The following is a 16,187-nucleotide window of genomic DNA, read 5'->3' on the forward strand; positions in this document are numbered from 1 at the left end:
GTATTCTGCCGAGCGTCGCGATCAAACCCAGCCCGGGAGTGCGGATCATGTCCTACGCCGTCGATTTCACCGCCGTGTCGACTGTCGGCCTGGAGTCTTCCCCGGTCGCGGACGCGCTCGCCGGGCTGCGGGCGAACGAGGCGCGCTACTTCAAGAACAAGTACGACCACGTCTTCACCGTCGAGCCCGCGGCCGAGGTCCCCGAGATCATCGACTGGGTGCACCGGATCCTCAAGGAAGAACGCGATCTCGTCATCGCCTCGCGGCCGCTCGAGGCGACCGAATTCGAGGTCGACGGCATCCGGATGTCTTACGTGTTCTACGAGAGCGGCCTGTCGATCAACGTCATGTACACCCTCGAAGAGGGCGGCAAGCGGGCCGTCGGGTTCAAGCTGTCCGACGGGATGGACGTCCCGGAGGAACTCGCCGACAAGTTCAAGTTCGCGCGCCAGAAGTCGAAGCTCGCCGGGACGATCCGCGGGTCCTACTTCGTCATCAAGAACGCGTACTGACCCGCAGCGCGGCGCTGCGCAGGCACAGCAGCAGCGGCAGGGAACTGTCGTCGCGCAGCCTCGGCGGCAAGGCGTTCGCTTCGGCCACCGGTACGCCGTCGGCCAGTTCCTCGCCCAGCGCGGCCAGATCGATTTCCAGGACGGTGACTCCGGCGCTGTAAAGCCGTTCCGCGCCCTTCGCGCGGCGGCTGGTCAGTTCGGTGCTGTCGACGGACAGCCGGGTCACGCCGAAGAACTCCGGTTTCGCGCCGCGTTCGAGCCAGCGTGCGAAACCGGTCAGCCGCGTCTCGGAGATCTCGTTGGGCCGGACGGCCGCCTCTTCGCACAGTTCGCGTTCCATCCCCGCACACACCGCGGTGTGCAGGGTCCGGCGGGTTTCTCCTTGCGGGGTAAGGAGATCCCGCGGTTCCAGGCTGCCGCTTCCGGACGGAGCGAGCAGAAGCCCGCTGGCTGAGTTGCGGGCCGACTGGCGGACCACGACGAGCAGGCCGTCCGAGGTGAACGCGATCGTGGACACGCCGACGAGGTCGGCGAGCGTGCTCGCGCCGAGGGTCCGCAGCGCGCCGGACGAGTCGGTCAACTCCTCGTTGCGCAGGTCGTACTCGTGGCCGTCGGCGGAGTTCGTGATGCGCAGCGACGCCAGTTCGTTGCTGCAGACCGCGTCGAAGAACCGGGCGCGATGCAGGACGATCGGCGCCGGCCGCGCCCCGGCGACCGGCAGCGGTTCGCCGCGCATGCCGACGATCGGGCCGTTGAACAGCAACCGGCCGCGAGCCCGCAACGGCAGCACGTGCGGCGCGGTCGCCTTCAGCTTCGCGGGCAGCCGGTAGGGATCCTCGGCGACGGTGATGCTGAAGGTGGTTTCGGCGAGCGCCGCGTCGATGGCGTCGCTGACCAATGCGGTGCCGCGGGAGGGAACCGCCAGGTACTGCGCGTCGGGATAGGCCTGCGGCGGCGGGGTGTCGGCGATCGGGAACGGCGCGACGATCGCGGTGAACTCGTAACCGGCCCACCGTTTCCGCAGCAGGCGGATGTCCCGCACGAGGGTCAGCAGGCCGAGCAGGAGCGCGACGATCGACACGACGACGCCGAACGCGCTCGGCAGGATCGTGACGGCGCCGAGCACGACCCCGAGCGCGGACACGGCGACCGGCCATTCCCCGGCTCCGACGAAGACGAGATAGTCGGCCGTGGCTCGGGCCCGGCGGGTCAGTTTTCCCATCGCCGCACTGTTTAGCACGGATCGGGCCGCCGGGTCACCGAGTCGGGTGAAGAGTTACCGCGAGATCGTGTAGTAGAGGTGGTGGCCTGCTGCGGTGGTCCGGCGGGTAAGGGAGGTCTCGGCGGGCAGCAAGTCCGTGATCGGACCCGCCCCCCTTCACCACGAGTTCGGCGTATCCCGCGCAACGGAAACTTCTCACCGAGTGCTGATCACTCGCCCAACGCGCCACGAAACTCCCGCAACCCCTCGATCAACGCCAGAATCGACGGCCGGGCGTAGTGGTCCCGCCGCCATCCGGCGTACAGCGGCACCGTCAGCATCCCGTCGGCGGTTTCGATCGGGATGGAGCGCAGGCCGAACCGGACCAGGTCGGTCACCAGGCACACCTCGCCGCGGCCGGCGGCGCGGGCCTGGGCGACGCTGGGGGAGCCGGTCTCGTTCAGTTCGGCCGGGACGAGTCCGGCGCGGTGGAACGCTTCGTCCACGACCAGGCGCGCGGCGTTGCTGCGGTTCATCACCAGCAACGGTTCGGTGGCCAGTTCGGCCAGCGGGATCGACTCCGCGTCGTACCAGCGGTGGCCGGGCCGGACCTGCGCGCTGACCAGGACCCGGCCCAGCGCGGCGGTTTCCAGCTGCGCGGGCGGCGGGGACGTCGAGATGCCGAGGTCGGCGCTGCTGTGCAGGAGCCGGTCGAAAACCTGGTCCGGCGGGACCGGGAAGGCGTCCCGCAGCACCGGTCCGGCCTTGCCGGTGGCCATGAACGGCGCCAGCAGGCTGTCCACTGTGCTCGGCGGCGCGACGAGCGTCAGCGGGGTGTCCTCGGTGCGGCCGATCGCGGCCATCACCGCGCCCGCCTCCTCCGCGCGGCGCACCAGGTCCTGGGCGATCGGCACGAACCGGGTGCCTGCCGCGCTGAGGGTCAGCGAACCCGGCGACCGCGAGAACAACGCCACCCCGAGTTCGGTTTCCAGCGCGCGAAGCTGCCGCGACAGCGACGGTTGCGCGACCCGGACGGCGCGCGCCGCGGCGGTGACCGAGCCTTCCCGCACGACGGCCAGGAAATAACGCACCACACGCAGTTCCACGCCTATGCCTCCGAGGTATCGGGTTGGGTCCGGACAGGTATTGGACAGCATAGGTCGCGGGACGAAGACTCTGGGGAACACCGCCGCCAGGGAGTTGCCCGTGAACCACGAAACCGCCACCGGCCGCCGGGCCGCGCTCGCCTCCTTCGCCGGGACGGCGATCGAGTGGTACGACTTCTACCTGTACGGGACCGCGTCCGCGCTGGTCTTCGGGAAGCTGTTCTTCCCCGAGTTGAACCCGGCGACCGGCGTCCTCGCCGCGTTCGGCACGTTCTGGGTCGGCTTTCTCGCCCGGCCGCTGGGCGGGATCGTGTTCGGGCACCTCGGCGACCGGGTCGGGCGCAAGAACACGCTGGTCGTCACGCTGCTGCTGATGGGGTTCGCGACCTTCGCGGTCGGGCTGCTGCCGACGTACGCCAAGATCGGCATCGCCGCTCCGCTGCTGCTCGTCGCACTGCGCGCGGTGCAGGGCGTCGCGGTCGGCGGGGAATGGGGCGGCGCGGTCGTGCTCGCCGCGGAGAACGCGCCCGCCGGACGCGGATCGTACTTCGCGATGTTCGCGCAGCAGGGCTCGCCCGCCGGGTCGATTCTGTCCACAGTGGTCTTTCTCGCCGTGAGCGCGTTGCCGGACGAGCAGTTCCTGACCTGGGGCTGGCGGGTGCCGTTCCTGCTGTCCGGGGTGCTGGTCGCGCTGGGCCTGCTGATCCGGCTGAAGGTCGAGGAACCGGCGGAGTTCGTGCGCGCCAAGGCGAAAGCCGCCGTCGCGAAGGTGCCGCTGGTCGAGGTCCCTGCGGACTGCGTGGCGGACCGTGCTGCTCGGCATCGGCGCGAGCATCATGGGCATCGCCGCCGCGTACTTCAGCAACACGTTCGTCCTCGCCTGGTCCACGAACGAACTGGGCATCGGCCGCCAGACCATGCTGTACGTGCTGCTCGGCGCGTCCGTGGTCCAGTTCTGCTGGCAGCCGGTCGCGGCGCGGCTGGCCGAACGCGTCGGTGAAACGCGGTTCATGGCGGTTTCGCTGGGCTGCAACATCGTGGTGACCGTGCCGATGTACCTGCTGATCGCGTCCGGCAATCCGGGGCTGGCGTTCGTCGGGATCGCGGTCGCGACCGTGTGCGGCTCCGGCTACTACGCGGTGCTCGCCGGATTCCTCACCCGCGGTTTCCCGATCCACCTGCGGTACACCGGAATCTCCCTGTCCTATCAGCTGTGCAGCACCATCTTCGGCGGCACCACGCCGTTCATCGCGCAGGCGCTGCTCAACGCGACGCACGGCGCGATCTGGCCGGTCGTCATCTACCACGTCGTGCTGCTCACGCTGACCCTCACCTGCGTCCTGGCGCTCGCCCGCCGGACCGCGGCCGTCGCCGACTCCGCAAAAACCCTGACCCGACAAGGATGAGCTCAGTGCGTCTCGATGCGTTATTCCACAATGGACGTTTCACCACGCTGGACCGGGACCGTCCACAAGCGACCGCGCTCGGCGTGATCGGCGGCCGGATCGTCGGATTCGACGACGAGGTCCGCGGTCTCGCCGCGGACACGGTGGTCGACCTCGGCGGCGCGCCGGTCGTCCCCGGCCTCAACGACGCGCACCAGCACTTGAGCATGCGCGGCAAGCTGATCCGCGGACTGGACGTCTCGGCCGAAGCCGCTCCGACGCTCGACGCGCTCTACCAGGCCGTGGCGGAGCGAGCCGCGACGCTGCCCGCCGACGCGTGGGTCACCGGCGCGGGCTACGACCAGAACAAGATCGGCGCGCACCCCACCGCCGAAGCCCTGCACCGCGCCGCCGGAGGACGGCCGGTCTGGCTCACGCACACGTCGCGGCACATGGCCGTGGCGAGTACCGAAGCCTTTGCCCTGGCCGGATATTCGGACCGGCTGGGTGTGCCGGACGTTCCCGGCGGCACTGTGGTGCGCGACGAAGACGGCCGCGCCACCGGCTTGCTGCAGGAACGCGCGACCGTCCTGGTCGACCGCCTTCTGCGTCCCGAGGCGACCGAAGAGGTCATCGCCAACATCGCCGCGGGTGCGCACGCCGCCCTCAAAGACGGCCTGACCAGCGTCACCGAGCCTGGCATCGGCACCGTCGACGGCATCGGCCACGGCCGCGCCGACTTCGATTCCTTCCAGCGCACCCGCGAACGCGGGCTGCTGGGCGTGCGGATGACGGTGATGCCCTACATCACCGCCCTGCGCGACTGCGGCCCGTTCGAACCCGGCGGCGAGTGGTTCGGGCTCGACCTCGGCGTGCGCACCGGAGCCGGCGACGACCGGCTGCGCATCGGCCCGGTCAAAATCCTCTCCGACGGCTCGCTGATCGGCCGGTCCGCCGCGATGTGCTGCGACTACGAGGACGCCCCCGGCAACCAGGGGCTGATGCTGTTCGAGCCGGATGAACTGCGCCGCTACATCCTCGAAGCGCACCGATGCCACTGGCAGATCGCCACGCACGCGATCGGCGACGCGGCCCTCGGAGCGGTCCTGGACGCGTATGAGGAAGCTCAGCAGAAGTATCTGCGCGAGGACGTCCGGCACCGCATCGAGCACTGCGCGGTCGCCGACGATGCCGCTGTCGCCCGGATCGCGGAGCTGGGCGTGATTCCCGTGCCACAGGGCCGATTCCTGTCCGAGATCGGCGACGGACTGCTCGCCGCGCTCGGCCCGGAACGCAGCCGGCTGGCGTATCGGATGCGGAGTTTTCTCGACGCCGGAGTGGTTTTGCCGGGCAGCACGGACGCTCCGGTGGTCGCGGCGTCGCCGTTGCTGAGCATCCACGACATGGTCAACCGCCGGACTGCGGCTGGGCAGCCGATCGGGCTGGAGGAAGCGGTGACGGCCGAGGAAGCGCTGCGTGCGTACACGGTGGGTTCGGCGTATGCGGTGCATGAGGAGAAGATCAAAGGCACGCTGAGCCGGGGGAAGCTGGCTGACTTCACGGTGTTGAGCGACGATCTGCTGACGGTCGCCCCAGCGAAGATCGGCGAGATCACCATCGGCGCAACAGTCGTGGGCGGCGAGGTCGCCTACAACGACGGGGCTGCGCACTAAAAAGGACGGGTGCGACGCCGTTGTCGCACCCGTCCGACAGCCGGGGCCAGCGCGGCGGCAGTGACGCGTCAACCCCGAAACTGAACGGGGCGAAGCGCGGCGACGCTGCCACGCTTGGCCCCGAGTCTGAACGGAGCAGGCGCGGCGACGTTGACGCGCCTGCTCCGAGTCCTCAGGAGATCGGCCGGTCCGTCGGCGCGATCGGGGCCGGGAGCACGCCCCGGCCGGTCAGGAAGGCGTCCACGCCGGCCGCGCACGAGCGGCCCTCCGCGATCGCCCACACGATCAGCGACTGTCCGCGGCCCATGTCGCCCGCCACGAACACGTTGTCCACAGTGGTCTTGAAGTCCTTGTCCCGCACGACGTTGCCGCGCTGGTCCAGCTCCACGCCCAAGTCGGTCAGCAGGCCCTCGCGCTGCGGGCCGAGGAAGCCCATCGCCAGCAGCACCAGCTGCGCGGGCAGTTCGGTTTCGGTGCCCTCGACCGGGACGAACTTGCCGCCCTCGTTGCGCACCTCGACCAGCTTCAGCGCACGCACCCGGCCGTTCTCGTCGGCCAGGAACTCCTGCGTGTTGACCGAGTACAGCCGCTCGCCGCCCTCCTCGTGGGCGGACGTGACGCGGTAGATCATCGGGTACGTCGGCCACGGGTGCGCGTCCGAACGCGACTCCGGCGGCTTCGGCATGATCTCCAGCTGGGTCACCGACTTCGCGCCCTGCCGGTGCGACGTGCCGACGCAGTCCGCGCCGGTGTCGCCGCCGCCGATGACCACCACGTCGAGGCCCTTGGCCGAGTACGGCGACTCCTCGAGCTCGCCCGCCGCGACCCGGTTGGCCGGCGGCAGGAACTCCATCGCCTGGTGGATGCCCTCGGCCGAACGGCCCTCGATCGGCAGGTCGCGCCACGCCGTCGCGCCGCCCGCCAGCACCACCGCGTCGTGGTTCTCCCGAAGCTCCTCGACGGTGACGTCCACGCCGACGTTCACCGACGTCCGGAATTCCGTGCCCTCGGCCCGCATCTGGTCGAGGCGGCGGTCGAGGCGGAACTTCTCCATCTTGAACTCGGGGATGCCGTACCGCAGCAGCCCGCCGATCTTGTCCGCGCGCTCGTAGACCACGACGGTGTGGCCCGCGCGGGTCAGCTGCTGCGCCGCGGCCAGCCCGGACGGGCCGGACCCGACGACGGCGACCTTCTTGCCCGTCTTGGCGACCGGGACCTGCGGCGTGACCCAGCCTTCCTCGAAGGCCCGGTCGATGATCGAGATCTCGACCCGCTTGATCGACACCGGGTCGTCGTTGATGCCGAGCACGCACGCGGTTTCGCACGGCGCCGGGCACAGCGTGCCGGTGAACTCCGGGAAGTTGTTCGTGGCGTGCAGCCGGTCCGCGGCCTGCTGCCAGTCCTCCCGCCACACCAGCGTGTTCCACTCCGGGATCAGGTTCCCGAGCGGACAGCCCTGGTGACAGAACGGGATCCCGCAGTCCATGCAGCGGCCGGCCTGCTTCTCCAGCTTGGTCGTCGCGAAGTCCTCGTAGACCTCGCGCCAGTCCATCAGCCGCAGGTCCACCGGACGCCGCTTCGGTTCCTCGCGCGTGGTGGTCAGAAAGCCCTTGGGGTCAGCCATGTGCGGCCTCCGTGTTCTGCGACAGTGTCTTTGCGGGGCACCCGCACCCGGGCCCAGCACCCAGTCGGCACTCATAACTGGCTTCGCGATTATCAGCCATGAGCTGCCTCCATGATCGCCTCGTTCACGTCCCGCCCGTCGCGTTCGGCCGCCACCTGAGCGGCGAGCACGCGCTTGTAGTCCTTCGGCATGACCTTGCCGAACCGGTCGACCGCACTGTCCCAGTCCGCCAGCAAGGCCCGCGCGACGGCGGATTCCGTTTCGTTGTAGTGCTTTTCGATGGTTTCGCGGAGGAAGTCCACGTCCGCGGTGTCCAGCGGGTCGATGTCGACCATCTCCGGGTTGACCCGGTGTGCCGGCAGGTCCAGCACGTACGCGACGCCGCCGGACATGCCCGCCGCGAAGTTGCGGCCGACCTTGCCCAGCACGACCATCCGGCCGCCGGTCATGTACTCGCCGCCGTGGTCGCCCACGCCCTCGACGACCGCCAGCGCGCCCGAGTTGCGCACGCAGAACCGCTCGCCGACCTGGCCGCGGATGAAGATCTCGCCGCTCGTGGCCCCGTACGCGATCACGTTGCCCGCGATGATGTGGTCCTCCGCGACGATCGGCGATTCCTTCGGCGGCCGCACGACGATCCGCCCGCCGGAGAGGCCCTTGCCGACGTAGTCGTTGCCGTCGCCGTAGAGCCGCAGCGTGATGCCCTTCGGAATGAACGCGCCGAACGACTGGCCCGCGGTGCCGGTGAAGGTGACGTCGATGGTGTCGTCGGGAAGGCCCTCGCCGCCCCACTTCTTGGTCAGCTCGGACCCGAGCATGGTGCCGACGGTGCGGTTCACGTTGCGCACCGGCAGTTCCAGCCGCACCTTGTCGCCCGCCGCCAGCGCGCCCTCGGCGAGCTGGATCAGCGTGTTGTCGAGCGCCTTGTCCAGCCCGTGGTCCTGCTTGACGGTCTGGTGCCGCACCGCGCGCGGCGGCAGCTCGGGCACGTGGAAGATCGGCGACAGGTCGAGCCCGGCGGCCTTCCAGTGGTCGACCGCCTTGCGCTTGTCGAGCAGCTCGGCGTGGCCCACGGCCTCCTCGACGGACCGGAAACCCAGCTCCGCCAGGTACTCCCGGACCTCCTGGGCGATGAACTCGAAGAAGTTCACCACGTACTCCGCCTTGCCGCTGAACTTCTCGCGCAGCTTCGGGTTCTGCGTCGCGACGCCCACCGGACAGGTGTCGAGGTGGCACACGCGCATCATGATGCAGCCCGACACCACCAGCGGCGCGGTCGCGAAACCGAACTCCTCGGCGCCGAGCAGCATCGCGATCATGACGTCGCGGCCGGTCTTGAGCTGGCCGTCGGTCTGCACCACGATCCGGTCGCGCAGCCGGTTGGCCAGCAGCGTCTGCTGCGTTTCGGCCAGGCCCAGCTCCCACGGTCCGCCCGCGTGCTTGATCGAGGACAGCGGCGAGGCGCCGGTGCCGCCGTCGTGGCCCGAGATCAGCACGACGTCCGCGTGCGCCTTGGACACACCCGCCGCGACCGTGCCGACGCCGACCTCGGATACGAGCTTCACGTGGATGCGCGCATCCGGGTTGGCGTTCTTGAGGTCGTGGATCAGCTGAGCCAGGTCCTCGATGGAGTAGATGTCGTGGTGCGGCGGCGGGGAAATCAGCCCGACGCCCGGCGTGGAGTGCCGCGTCTTCGCGATCCACGGGTACACCTTGCCGCCGGGCAGCTGCCCGCCCTCGCCGGGCTTCGCGCCCTGCGCCATCTTGATCTGGATGTCGTCGGAGTTCACCAGGTACTCGCTGGTGACGCCGAACCGGCCGCTCGCGACCTGCTTGACCGCGGAGCGGCGCTCCGGGTCGTACAGCCGCTCCGGGTCCTCGCCGCCCTCGCCGGTGTTCGACTTGCCGCCGAGGCGGTTCATCGCGATCGCCAGCGTCTGGTGCATTTCCATCGAGATCGAGCCGTACGAGATGGCCCCGGTGGCGAACCGCTTCACGATCTCCGAAACCGGCTCGACCTCCTCGATCGGCACCGGCGTGCGGTCGCCGAACTTGAAGTCGAACAGCCCGCGCAGCGTCAGCAGCTTCTCGGCCTGGTCGTTGACCGCCTTCGTGTACTCCTTGAAGATGTCGTACTTCCCGGACCGCGTGGAGTGCTGCAGCTTGAACACCGTCTGCGGGTTGAACAGGTGCGGTTCGCCCTCGCGCCGCCACTGGTAGTCCGCGCCGGTTTCCAGCTCGCGGTGGCTCGCCCGGACGCCGTCGACCGGGAAAGCCCGCACGTGCCGCTGCGAAACCTCCTCGGCGAGCGTGTCGAAGCCGACGCCGCCAAGCCGGGAAGTGGTTCCGGTGAAACAGGTGTCGATCACCTCGGAACCGAGGCCGACCGCTTCGAAGATTTGCGCGCCGGTGTAGGAGGCCACAGTGGACACGCCCATCTTGGACATGGTCTTGCGGACACCCTTGCCGAGCGCCTTGATCAGGTTCGTGGTGGCCTGCTTGGGAGTCACGCCCGGGATGAGACCCCGGTGCGCCATCTCCTCGACCGTCGCCATCGCCAGGTACGGGTTCACCGCGGCCACGCCGTAGCCGACCAGCAGCGCGATGTGGTGCACCTCGCGCGCGTCGCCCGCCTCGACGATGAGGCCGACCTGCGTGCGCGTCTTCTCCCGCACCAGGTGGTGGTGGACCGCGCCGGTGAGCAGCAGCGACGGGATCGGCGCGTGGTCGGCGTCGACCCCGCGGTCGGACAGCACGATCAGCCGCGCGCCGTCCTCGATCGCCTCGGACACCTCGGCGCGGATCTCGTCGAGCCGCTGCACCAGGGCGTCCCCGCCGCCGTTGACCTTGTACCGGCCCATGACGGTGACCGCCTGGAACTCCGGCAGGTCGCCGTCGTCGTTGACGTGCACCAGCTTCGCGAGCTGGTCGTTGTCCAGCACCGGGAACGGCAGCACGATCCGGCGGCAGGACGACGCGTCCGCGGCCAGCAGGTTCGGCTCCGCGCCGATCTGCGTGCCGAGCGCGGTCACCAGCTCCTCGCGGATCGCGTCCAGCGGCGGGTTGGTCACCTGGGCGAAAAGCTGGATGAAGTAGTCGAACAACGGGCGCGAACCGGACGAAAGGGACGCCAGGGGCGAATCGTTGCCCATCGACCCGATCGGCTCCGCGCCGGTGCGGGCCATCGGCTCGAGGATGGTTTCCAGCTCTTCCTCGGTGTAGCCGAACGCCTGCTGGCGGCGCACGAGCGCGGCGTGCAGCGGGACCTCGCGGTCGCGTTCGGGCAGCTGCTCCAGGCGCAGCAGCCCGGCGTCGACCCATTCGTCGTACGGGTGCTCGGAAGCGAGCTGGCCCTTGATCTCCTCGTCCTCGACGATCCGGCCCGCGACGGTGTCCACGAGGAACATCCGGCCCGGCTCCAGCCGTCCCTTGCGGACGATCTTCGCCTGGTCTAGCTCCAGCACGCCGACCTCGCTGGCGAGCACCACGAGCCCGTCGTCGGTGACCCAGTAGCGGCCCGGGCGCAGGCCGTTGCGGTCCAGCACCGCGCCGATCTGCGCGCCGTCGGTGAACGCCACCAGCGCCGGCCCGTCCCACGGCTCCATGAGCGTGGAGTGGAACTCGTAGAAGGCGCGGCGCGCGGGGTCCATTTCCTGATGGTTCTCCCAGGCCTCCGGGATCATCATCAGCACCGAGTGCGGCAGCGACCGGCCGCCGAGGTGGAGCAGCTCCAGCACCTCGTCGAAGGAGGCCGAGTCGCTCGCGCCGCGCGTGATGACCGGGTAGATCCGCTTGAGGTCGCCCGGGATCAGGTCCGTCTCGAGCAGCGCCTCGCGGGCGTCCATCCAGTTGCGGTTGCCCTTGAGCGTGTTGATCTCGCCGTTGTGCGCCACGTAGCGGTACGGGTGCGCGAGCGGCCACGACGGGAAAGTGTTGGTGGAGAAGCGGGAGTGCACCAGGCCGATGGCGCTCGTCACGCGCTCGTCGGTGAGGTCGAGGAAGAACTTCTCGACCTGCGGCTCGGTCAGCATTCCCTTGTAGACGATCGTGCGCGAGGACAGCGACGGGAAGTAAACGTCGTCCTCGACCAGCTCGTGCTCGGCGCGCTTGCGCACGCAGAAGGCGGCGCGCTCGAGGGCGAGGCCGTCGAGGTTGTCCTTGTGCCCGGCCAGGAACAGCTGGGTGAAGTGCGGCATGGTCTGCGCCGCGGTCGGGCCGCAGTGCGCGGTGTCGACCGGCAGCTCGCGCCAGCCCACCACGCGCATGTCCTCCTCGGCGGCGATCCGCTCGATGGTGGTCATGGCGCGGCCGCGGCGCTTTTCGTCCTGCGGCAGGAACGCGGTGCCGACGGCGTAGCTGCCTTCGGCCGGCAGCTCGAACCCGGCGACCTCGCGGTAGAACGCGTCCGGCACCTGGATGAGCAGGCCCGCGCCGTCCCCGGTGTCCGGTTCCGCCCCGCGTGCCCCGCGATGTTCCAGATTTTTCAGCGCGACAAGGGCTTTCGCCACGATCTGATGGTCTCGGCGACCGGTCAGGTCCGCGACGAACGCCACCCCGCAGGCATCGTGCTCGTAGGCGGGGTCGTACAGGCCGTCGGTGGCCGGGGTGCTCGAACGGTGGGTCACGGCTGGCCGCCTCCCAAGGCGTTGGCGCGGGTTCTTTCACTCCGAAAGGGGGTTCAGCACTGAACCGGTTAACGAAGTGGTCCGAAACCGCGATGGTCAGTCGAGAAGGGAAACCATCCGGTGCCTCCGCTGTCGCGAGGCGCGGCACTGCGTCGCGATGCGTGGCTGACCGCGGCCGGTCGACGACCGGGCCGGGTGCCGGATGGTTTGTCACCGCACGGCGATGGGCGGCGGAAAAAGTTCTGCACGTCGCTGTACAGGCACACGCGCCGGGGTCGGTCAGCCTGTGTGGTGGGGGCCAGCCGGGGCGCGTGGTGGTGACTCCCGGGTTCGCCGGGTCTTATGACGATAGTGTGAATTCGCTGTGATCGACATACGTCATCGCGCTCTCGTGGGAAAGGCCACGCATACGTTGACGCCCTCCGGGGTACTCCCATATGTCGGGCCGTCTCTCCCGCCACGCGGTCAGCGAAGCCGCTGACCTGCGTAAACCTGTCTGCCTGCCGGGTGTCAACCCCGCGTTCGGTGCTGGTTGACTGGGGGTCATGAGGGGGAGCGCCGATGACTGATCGTTATCTGTCCGTGGCAGTGGCCGGGCTGCACGAGATCGAAATACGGCGTTCACGGTTCCTGTGCGCGCTCGCTCCGGTGGGCGACGAAGCGGCCGCGCGGGAGATCATTTCGGCCCGCCGGCGCGCGGAGCCCGCGGCGCGGCACCACTGTCACGCGTTCGTCCTAGGCCCGGATGGCCGCACCCAGCGCTCGAGCGACGACGGCGAGCCCGCCGGGACGGCCGGGGTGCCGATGCTGGAGGTGTTGCGCCGCCGCGAAGTCACCGACACGGTCGCGGTGGTGTCGCGGCATTTCGGCGGAGTGCTGCTCGGCGCGGGCGGGTTGATCCGCGCGTACGGGCAAGCGGTGTCGGACGCGCTCGACGCGGTAGGCCTGGTGGAGTACCGGCGATTGCGGCTGTTCGACGTAACGATGGACTACACCCGTGCGGGCCGCTTCGAAAACGATCTCCGCGCGTCGCCGTACGTGCTGCACGGGACACGCTTCGAAGCGGCGGCGCACTTCGAGGTCGGGCTCGCTCCCGGCGAGGAAGACCGGTTCAGCGGCTGGCTCGCCGACCTCACCGGCGGCGAGGCTGTCGCGGCCGAGCTGGGGGAGGAGTGGGTGCGCGGGTAGCCCCGGCTCAGGCCCCGAAGATCAAGCTGCGACCGGCTTTCCGTCCAGCGCCCGCACCCCGGCCTCGGTGAGCGCCGCGCGCACCCGCGCGCCGCACGCTCCGTCCTCGGCGGGTTCGATCAGGCCCTTGCGGACGAGGTCGCGGACCGTGCCCTGGTCGCAGAGGCTCAGCCCGTCGACGAACAGGTCCGGTTCACAGCTGCAGCTGATTTCCGCGTGCCCCTCGGCGACGGCACGCAAGGTTGCCCGCTCCCGATGGTTCAACTCGGCAGTCACGGCGGTTCCTCCTTCTGTCCCGGCCCCTGGTGTACCCCGGGAACGGTTCCAGTGTCCGTCGCGATTGCCGGGTTGTCGCGTATTTCACTCCTTTTTACGGGGGTATGTCGCGGGGTAGTCCGGGGGTACCCCTCATACGCCCCACCATGCGTCGGCGAGGGAGACGAAAGTAGGTTCTCGCGGCGCCGGGAGCACGTCGAGGTACCAGCGAAAGTCGCTGTACACGTGCAGAAGCGTGTAGGCGAGGCAACGGCGGGAGAAGTCCGGGCCGAGCTCTGCCGGATGGTAACCGTAAGCGAGCAGAAGACTCCGCAGAAATGCCGAGTCGCCGCTCGAAACGAACAAGCCGACCGCCGCGAACTCGTATTCCGGCGCGCCGCGCATCGCGGGTTCGAAATCGAACAGGCCGGACAGCCGCCAGCCATCCCCTTCGCGGGTGACCATCAGATGGTCGCGCATGACTTCGGTGTGCAACGGCACGGTTTCCGGCGTGCCCAGGTCGACCGCGTCGACGAAGTCCGGGAGTTGGGCCAGCCAGTGTTCGTCCAATGTGGTCTCGCGGTGGTGGTCGACCAGTTTTTCGCGTTGCCCGGCAAGGAACGCGGCCCAGCCCGGAGGTCTTGCCACGGGCCGGTTTGCCGTACGTGAGGGGAACCCTGAGGGAATCAGATTCCCTCAGGGTTCCCCTCACGTACATTCACCGGGGTCACGCGGACCGGGGCGTAGCGAATTACTTGCTGCGTTCGAGCAGGGTGCGCACGGCCGGGCCGATGAGCCGCTCGATCTCGTGGGCGGGCGCGGTGGCGAGCGGGTCCTTGCGGGTGATCGAGCGGACCAGGCCGATGCCGAGCAGCCAGGCCATCGCGAGGTCGGCGCGCAGTTCGGCGTCCGGCGCGTCGGTGAGCCCGGACAACGCGCGGGTGTACTCGGCGTCGAGCTGCGCGCGCAGCGCCTCGTCGGCGCGGTCGGTGCCGGAGGACCGCAGGTAGGTCTCGATCGAACGGGACGCCGAGTCGTCGCGTTCGAGCAGGCTCCGCAGGGCCGCAGTGAACAGCCGTTCGGGCGGGGTCGTCTCGACCTGGGCCAGGCCGCCGCGCGCCATCACGTGCTCGAACAACGCGTCCTTGCTGCCGAAGTACCGGAACAGCAACGCCTGGTTGACGCCCGCGCGGTGCGCGATGTCGCGCACCGTCGTGCGGTCGAAGCCGCGGTCGGCGAACAGTTCGGCCGCGGCGTCCAGCAGCGCGGCCTTGGTCGCCGTCGCGTCGCGTTTGCGCGAAGGCTGGTCCGCGGCCATCGGTTCCCCCTGGTGTGCGCTGGTGTGCGCGACGAGGTTAACCCGAGTGGCCGCGGATCGGCCGGACGAACTACGCGGACCAGGCGACAGGCAGCTCCTCGGGGCCGTAGACGAGCGTGTTGTGCTTGTATGCCAAAGCTTCCTTCGGCACGGCGAGTCGCAGGTCGGGCACGCGGCGGAACAACGCGGTCAGTGCTTCCTGCATTTCGACCCGGGCGAGTTGCTGTCCGATGCACTGGTGCGCGCCGAACCCGAAGGCGACATGCGTGCGCGGCGATTCGCGGGTGAAGTCCAGCCGGTCGGCGTTCGGGTACCGGTCCTCGTCGCGGTTGGCCGAGCTCAGCGCGGCGATCAGCCAGTCGCCCGCGGCGATCGTCTGGTCGCCGACCTTGACCTCCTCGGTGGCGTACCGCAGCACGCCGAACTGCACGACCGAGAGGTACCGGAGCAGTTCTTCGACCGCGCGCGGCGGGTCGGCGAGGGCCTGCGCGCGCTGCTCCGGGTGTTCCATCAGCACGAGCGCGCTGAGCGCGATCATGTTGGCGGTGGTTTCGTGCCCGGCCACGAGGAGGCTGAGGCCGAGCATGATCAGCTCGTCCAGGTCGAGCGCTTCCCCGGACGCCTCGGCGCGGACGATGAGCTTGCTGAACAGGTCCTCCTGCGGGTCCTGCTGCTTGCCGGCGAACAGCGCGCCGAGGTAACCGGCCAGTTCGTGGAACGCCTGGTCCGTGGTGCCCGCGTCCTGGTCGGTGCTGACCAGCAGGCTGCTCTGGCGCTGGAAAAGCTCGCGGTCGGCGTACGGGACGCCGAGCAGTTCGCAGATCGCCAGCGACGGGATCGGCAGTGCGAAGTCCTGGACCAGGTCGGCGCGGCCGGGCTTGGCGAGCATCGCGTCGAGGTGCCGCTCGACCTGCTCGCGGACGTACTCGCGCAGCCGCTCCACCCGCCGCACGGTGAACTCCGCGACGACCATCTTGCGCAGCCGGGAATGCTCCGCGCCGTCGAGCTGGATGATCGAACCCGGGTCGACCCCGTCGTACGGGTCCAGATCGGCTTTGACGTGCGCCGACGAGGCTCCGCGAGAGCTGAGCGCCGGGTCGGCGAGCACGGCGCGGACGTCGTCGTAGCGGGTGACCAGCCAGGTCTCGAACCCGGCCGGGCAGCGGATCCGCGACACCGGCGAGGTCTCCCGCAACGCGGCGTACTCGGCGGGCGGGTCGAACGGGCAGCCGGCCGGGCGGTCGGTCGGAAGGGCCGGGGTCTCGGACGGGGTGGGCATGCGGATGGCGCCTTTCCTCCG

General features: G+C 69.6%; 13 protein-coding genes. 5 read left to right on the plus strand and 8 right to left on the minus strand.

Annotation, left to right across the window (positions count from 1 at the left end; all coding sequences use genetic code 11):
• The first annotated feature begins 47 nt into the window (after positions 1 to 47).
• Entirely contained in the window at positions 48 to 512 is a 465-nt protein-coding gene (locus EIZ45_RS26635) for a phage tail protein (RefSeq protein ID WP_134662565.1), read from the plus strand.
• Here EIZ45_RS26635 and EIZ45_RS26640 read toward each other — a convergent pair.
• Positions 496 to 1,734, minus strand: coding sequence for a hypothetical protein (locus EIZ45_RS26640; RefSeq protein WP_134662564.1), 1,239 nt, complete (start codon positions 1,732 to 1,734; stop codon positions 496 to 498). The genes EIZ45_RS26635 and EIZ45_RS26640 overlap by 17 nt on opposite strands.
• 209 nt (positions 1,735 to 1,943) lie before the next feature.
• Complete coding sequence (locus EIZ45_RS26645; protein ID WP_205669870.1) at positions 1,944 to 2,819, minus strand: LysR family transcriptional regulator; 876 nt, start codon at positions 2,817 to 2,819, stop codon at positions 1,944 to 1,946.
• Positions 2,820 to 2,919: 100 nt separating this feature from the next.
• On the opposite strand from EIZ45_RS26645, the gene EIZ45_RS26650 reads away from it, so the two are divergent.
• Genes EIZ45_RS26650 through EIZ45_RS26655 form a run of 3 tightly spaced genes read left to right on the plus strand, consistent with a single transcriptional unit; the run spans position 2,920 to position 5,877 of the window.
• Complete coding sequence (locus tag EIZ45_RS26650; protein WP_240690582.1) at positions 2,920 to 3,819, plus strand: MFS transporter; 900 nt, start codon at positions 2,920 to 2,922, stop codon at positions 3,817 to 3,819.
• Positions 3,746 to 4,225, plus strand: a complete 480-nt coding sequence (locus EIZ45_RS46945; protein ID WP_240690581.1) for a hypothetical protein — start codon at positions 3,746 to 3,748, stop codon at positions 4,223 to 4,225. The genes EIZ45_RS26650 and EIZ45_RS46945 overlap by 74 nt, the downstream gene beginning before the upstream one ends.
• A gap of 5 nt (positions 4,226 to 4,230) precedes the next feature.
• Positions 4,231 to 5,877: an amidohydrolase gene (locus tag EIZ45_RS26655; protein ID WP_167756565.1), complete on the plus strand. Its 1,647-nt coding sequence runs from the start codon at positions 4,231 to 4,233 to the stop codon at positions 5,875 to 5,877.
• A gap of 172 nt (positions 5,878 to 6,049) precedes the next feature.
• Here EIZ45_RS26655 and EIZ45_RS26660 read toward each other — a convergent pair whose 3' ends face one another.
• Entirely contained in the window at positions 6,050 to 7,501 is a 1,452-nt protein-coding gene (locus EIZ45_RS26660; protein ID WP_134662562.1) for a glutamate synthase subunit beta, read from the minus strand.
• Between the two features lie 92 nt (positions 7,502 to 7,593).
• Complete coding sequence (gene gltB / locus EIZ45_RS26665; RefSeq protein WP_134662561.1) at positions 7,594 to 12,126, minus strand: glutamate synthase large subunit; 4,533 nt, start codon at positions 12,124 to 12,126, stop codon at positions 7,594 to 7,596.
• A gap of 561 nt (positions 12,127 to 12,687) precedes the next feature.
• Between gltB and EIZ45_RS26670 the strand changes: the two genes are divergently transcribed.
• A complete protein-coding gene (locus EIZ45_RS26670) occupies positions 12,688 to 13,314 on the plus strand; it encodes a YigZ family protein (RefSeq protein ID WP_037817567.1) in 627 nt (208 codons plus the stop codon).
• 21 nt (positions 13,315 to 13,335) lie between these two features.
• On the opposite strand, the gene EIZ45_RS26675 is transcribed toward EIZ45_RS26670, so the two are convergent.
• The 4 genes from EIZ45_RS26675 to EIZ45_RS26690 form a co-directional block, all read right to left on the minus strand.
• Complete coding sequence (locus EIZ45_RS26675; RefSeq protein WP_037817566.1) at positions 13,336 to 13,590, minus strand: hypothetical protein; 255 nt, start codon at positions 13,588 to 13,590, stop codon at positions 13,336 to 13,338.
• 132 nt (positions 13,591 to 13,722) lie between these two features.
• Positions 13,723 to 14,217 carry a phosphotransferase gene (locus EIZ45_RS26680; RefSeq protein WP_240690579.1) on the minus strand — a complete coding sequence of 165 codons (495 nt, stop codon included), beginning with the start codon at positions 14,215 to 14,217 and terminating at the stop codon, positions 13,723 to 13,725.
• Positions 14,218 to 14,320: 103 nt separating this feature from the next.
• Entirely contained in the window at positions 14,321 to 14,887 is a 567-nt protein-coding gene (locus EIZ45_RS26685; RefSeq protein ID WP_043839001.1) for a TetR family transcriptional regulator, read from the minus strand.
• A gap of 70 nt (positions 14,888 to 14,957) precedes the next feature.
• The gene (locus tag EIZ45_RS26690; protein ID WP_134662560.1) at positions 14,958 to 16,166 is read right to left on the minus strand and encodes a cytochrome P450; all 1,209 of its coding nucleotides are present in this window, start codon (positions 16,164 to 16,166) and stop codon (positions 14,958 to 14,960) included.
• Positions 16,167 to 16,187: the final 21 nt, after the last annotated feature.

It is taken from the genome of Amycolatopsis sp. CFH S0740, from assembly GCF_004522315.1.
GTDB lineage: Bacteria > Actinomycetota > Actinomycetes > Mycobacteriales > Pseudonocardiaceae > Amycolatopsis > Amycolatopsis nivea.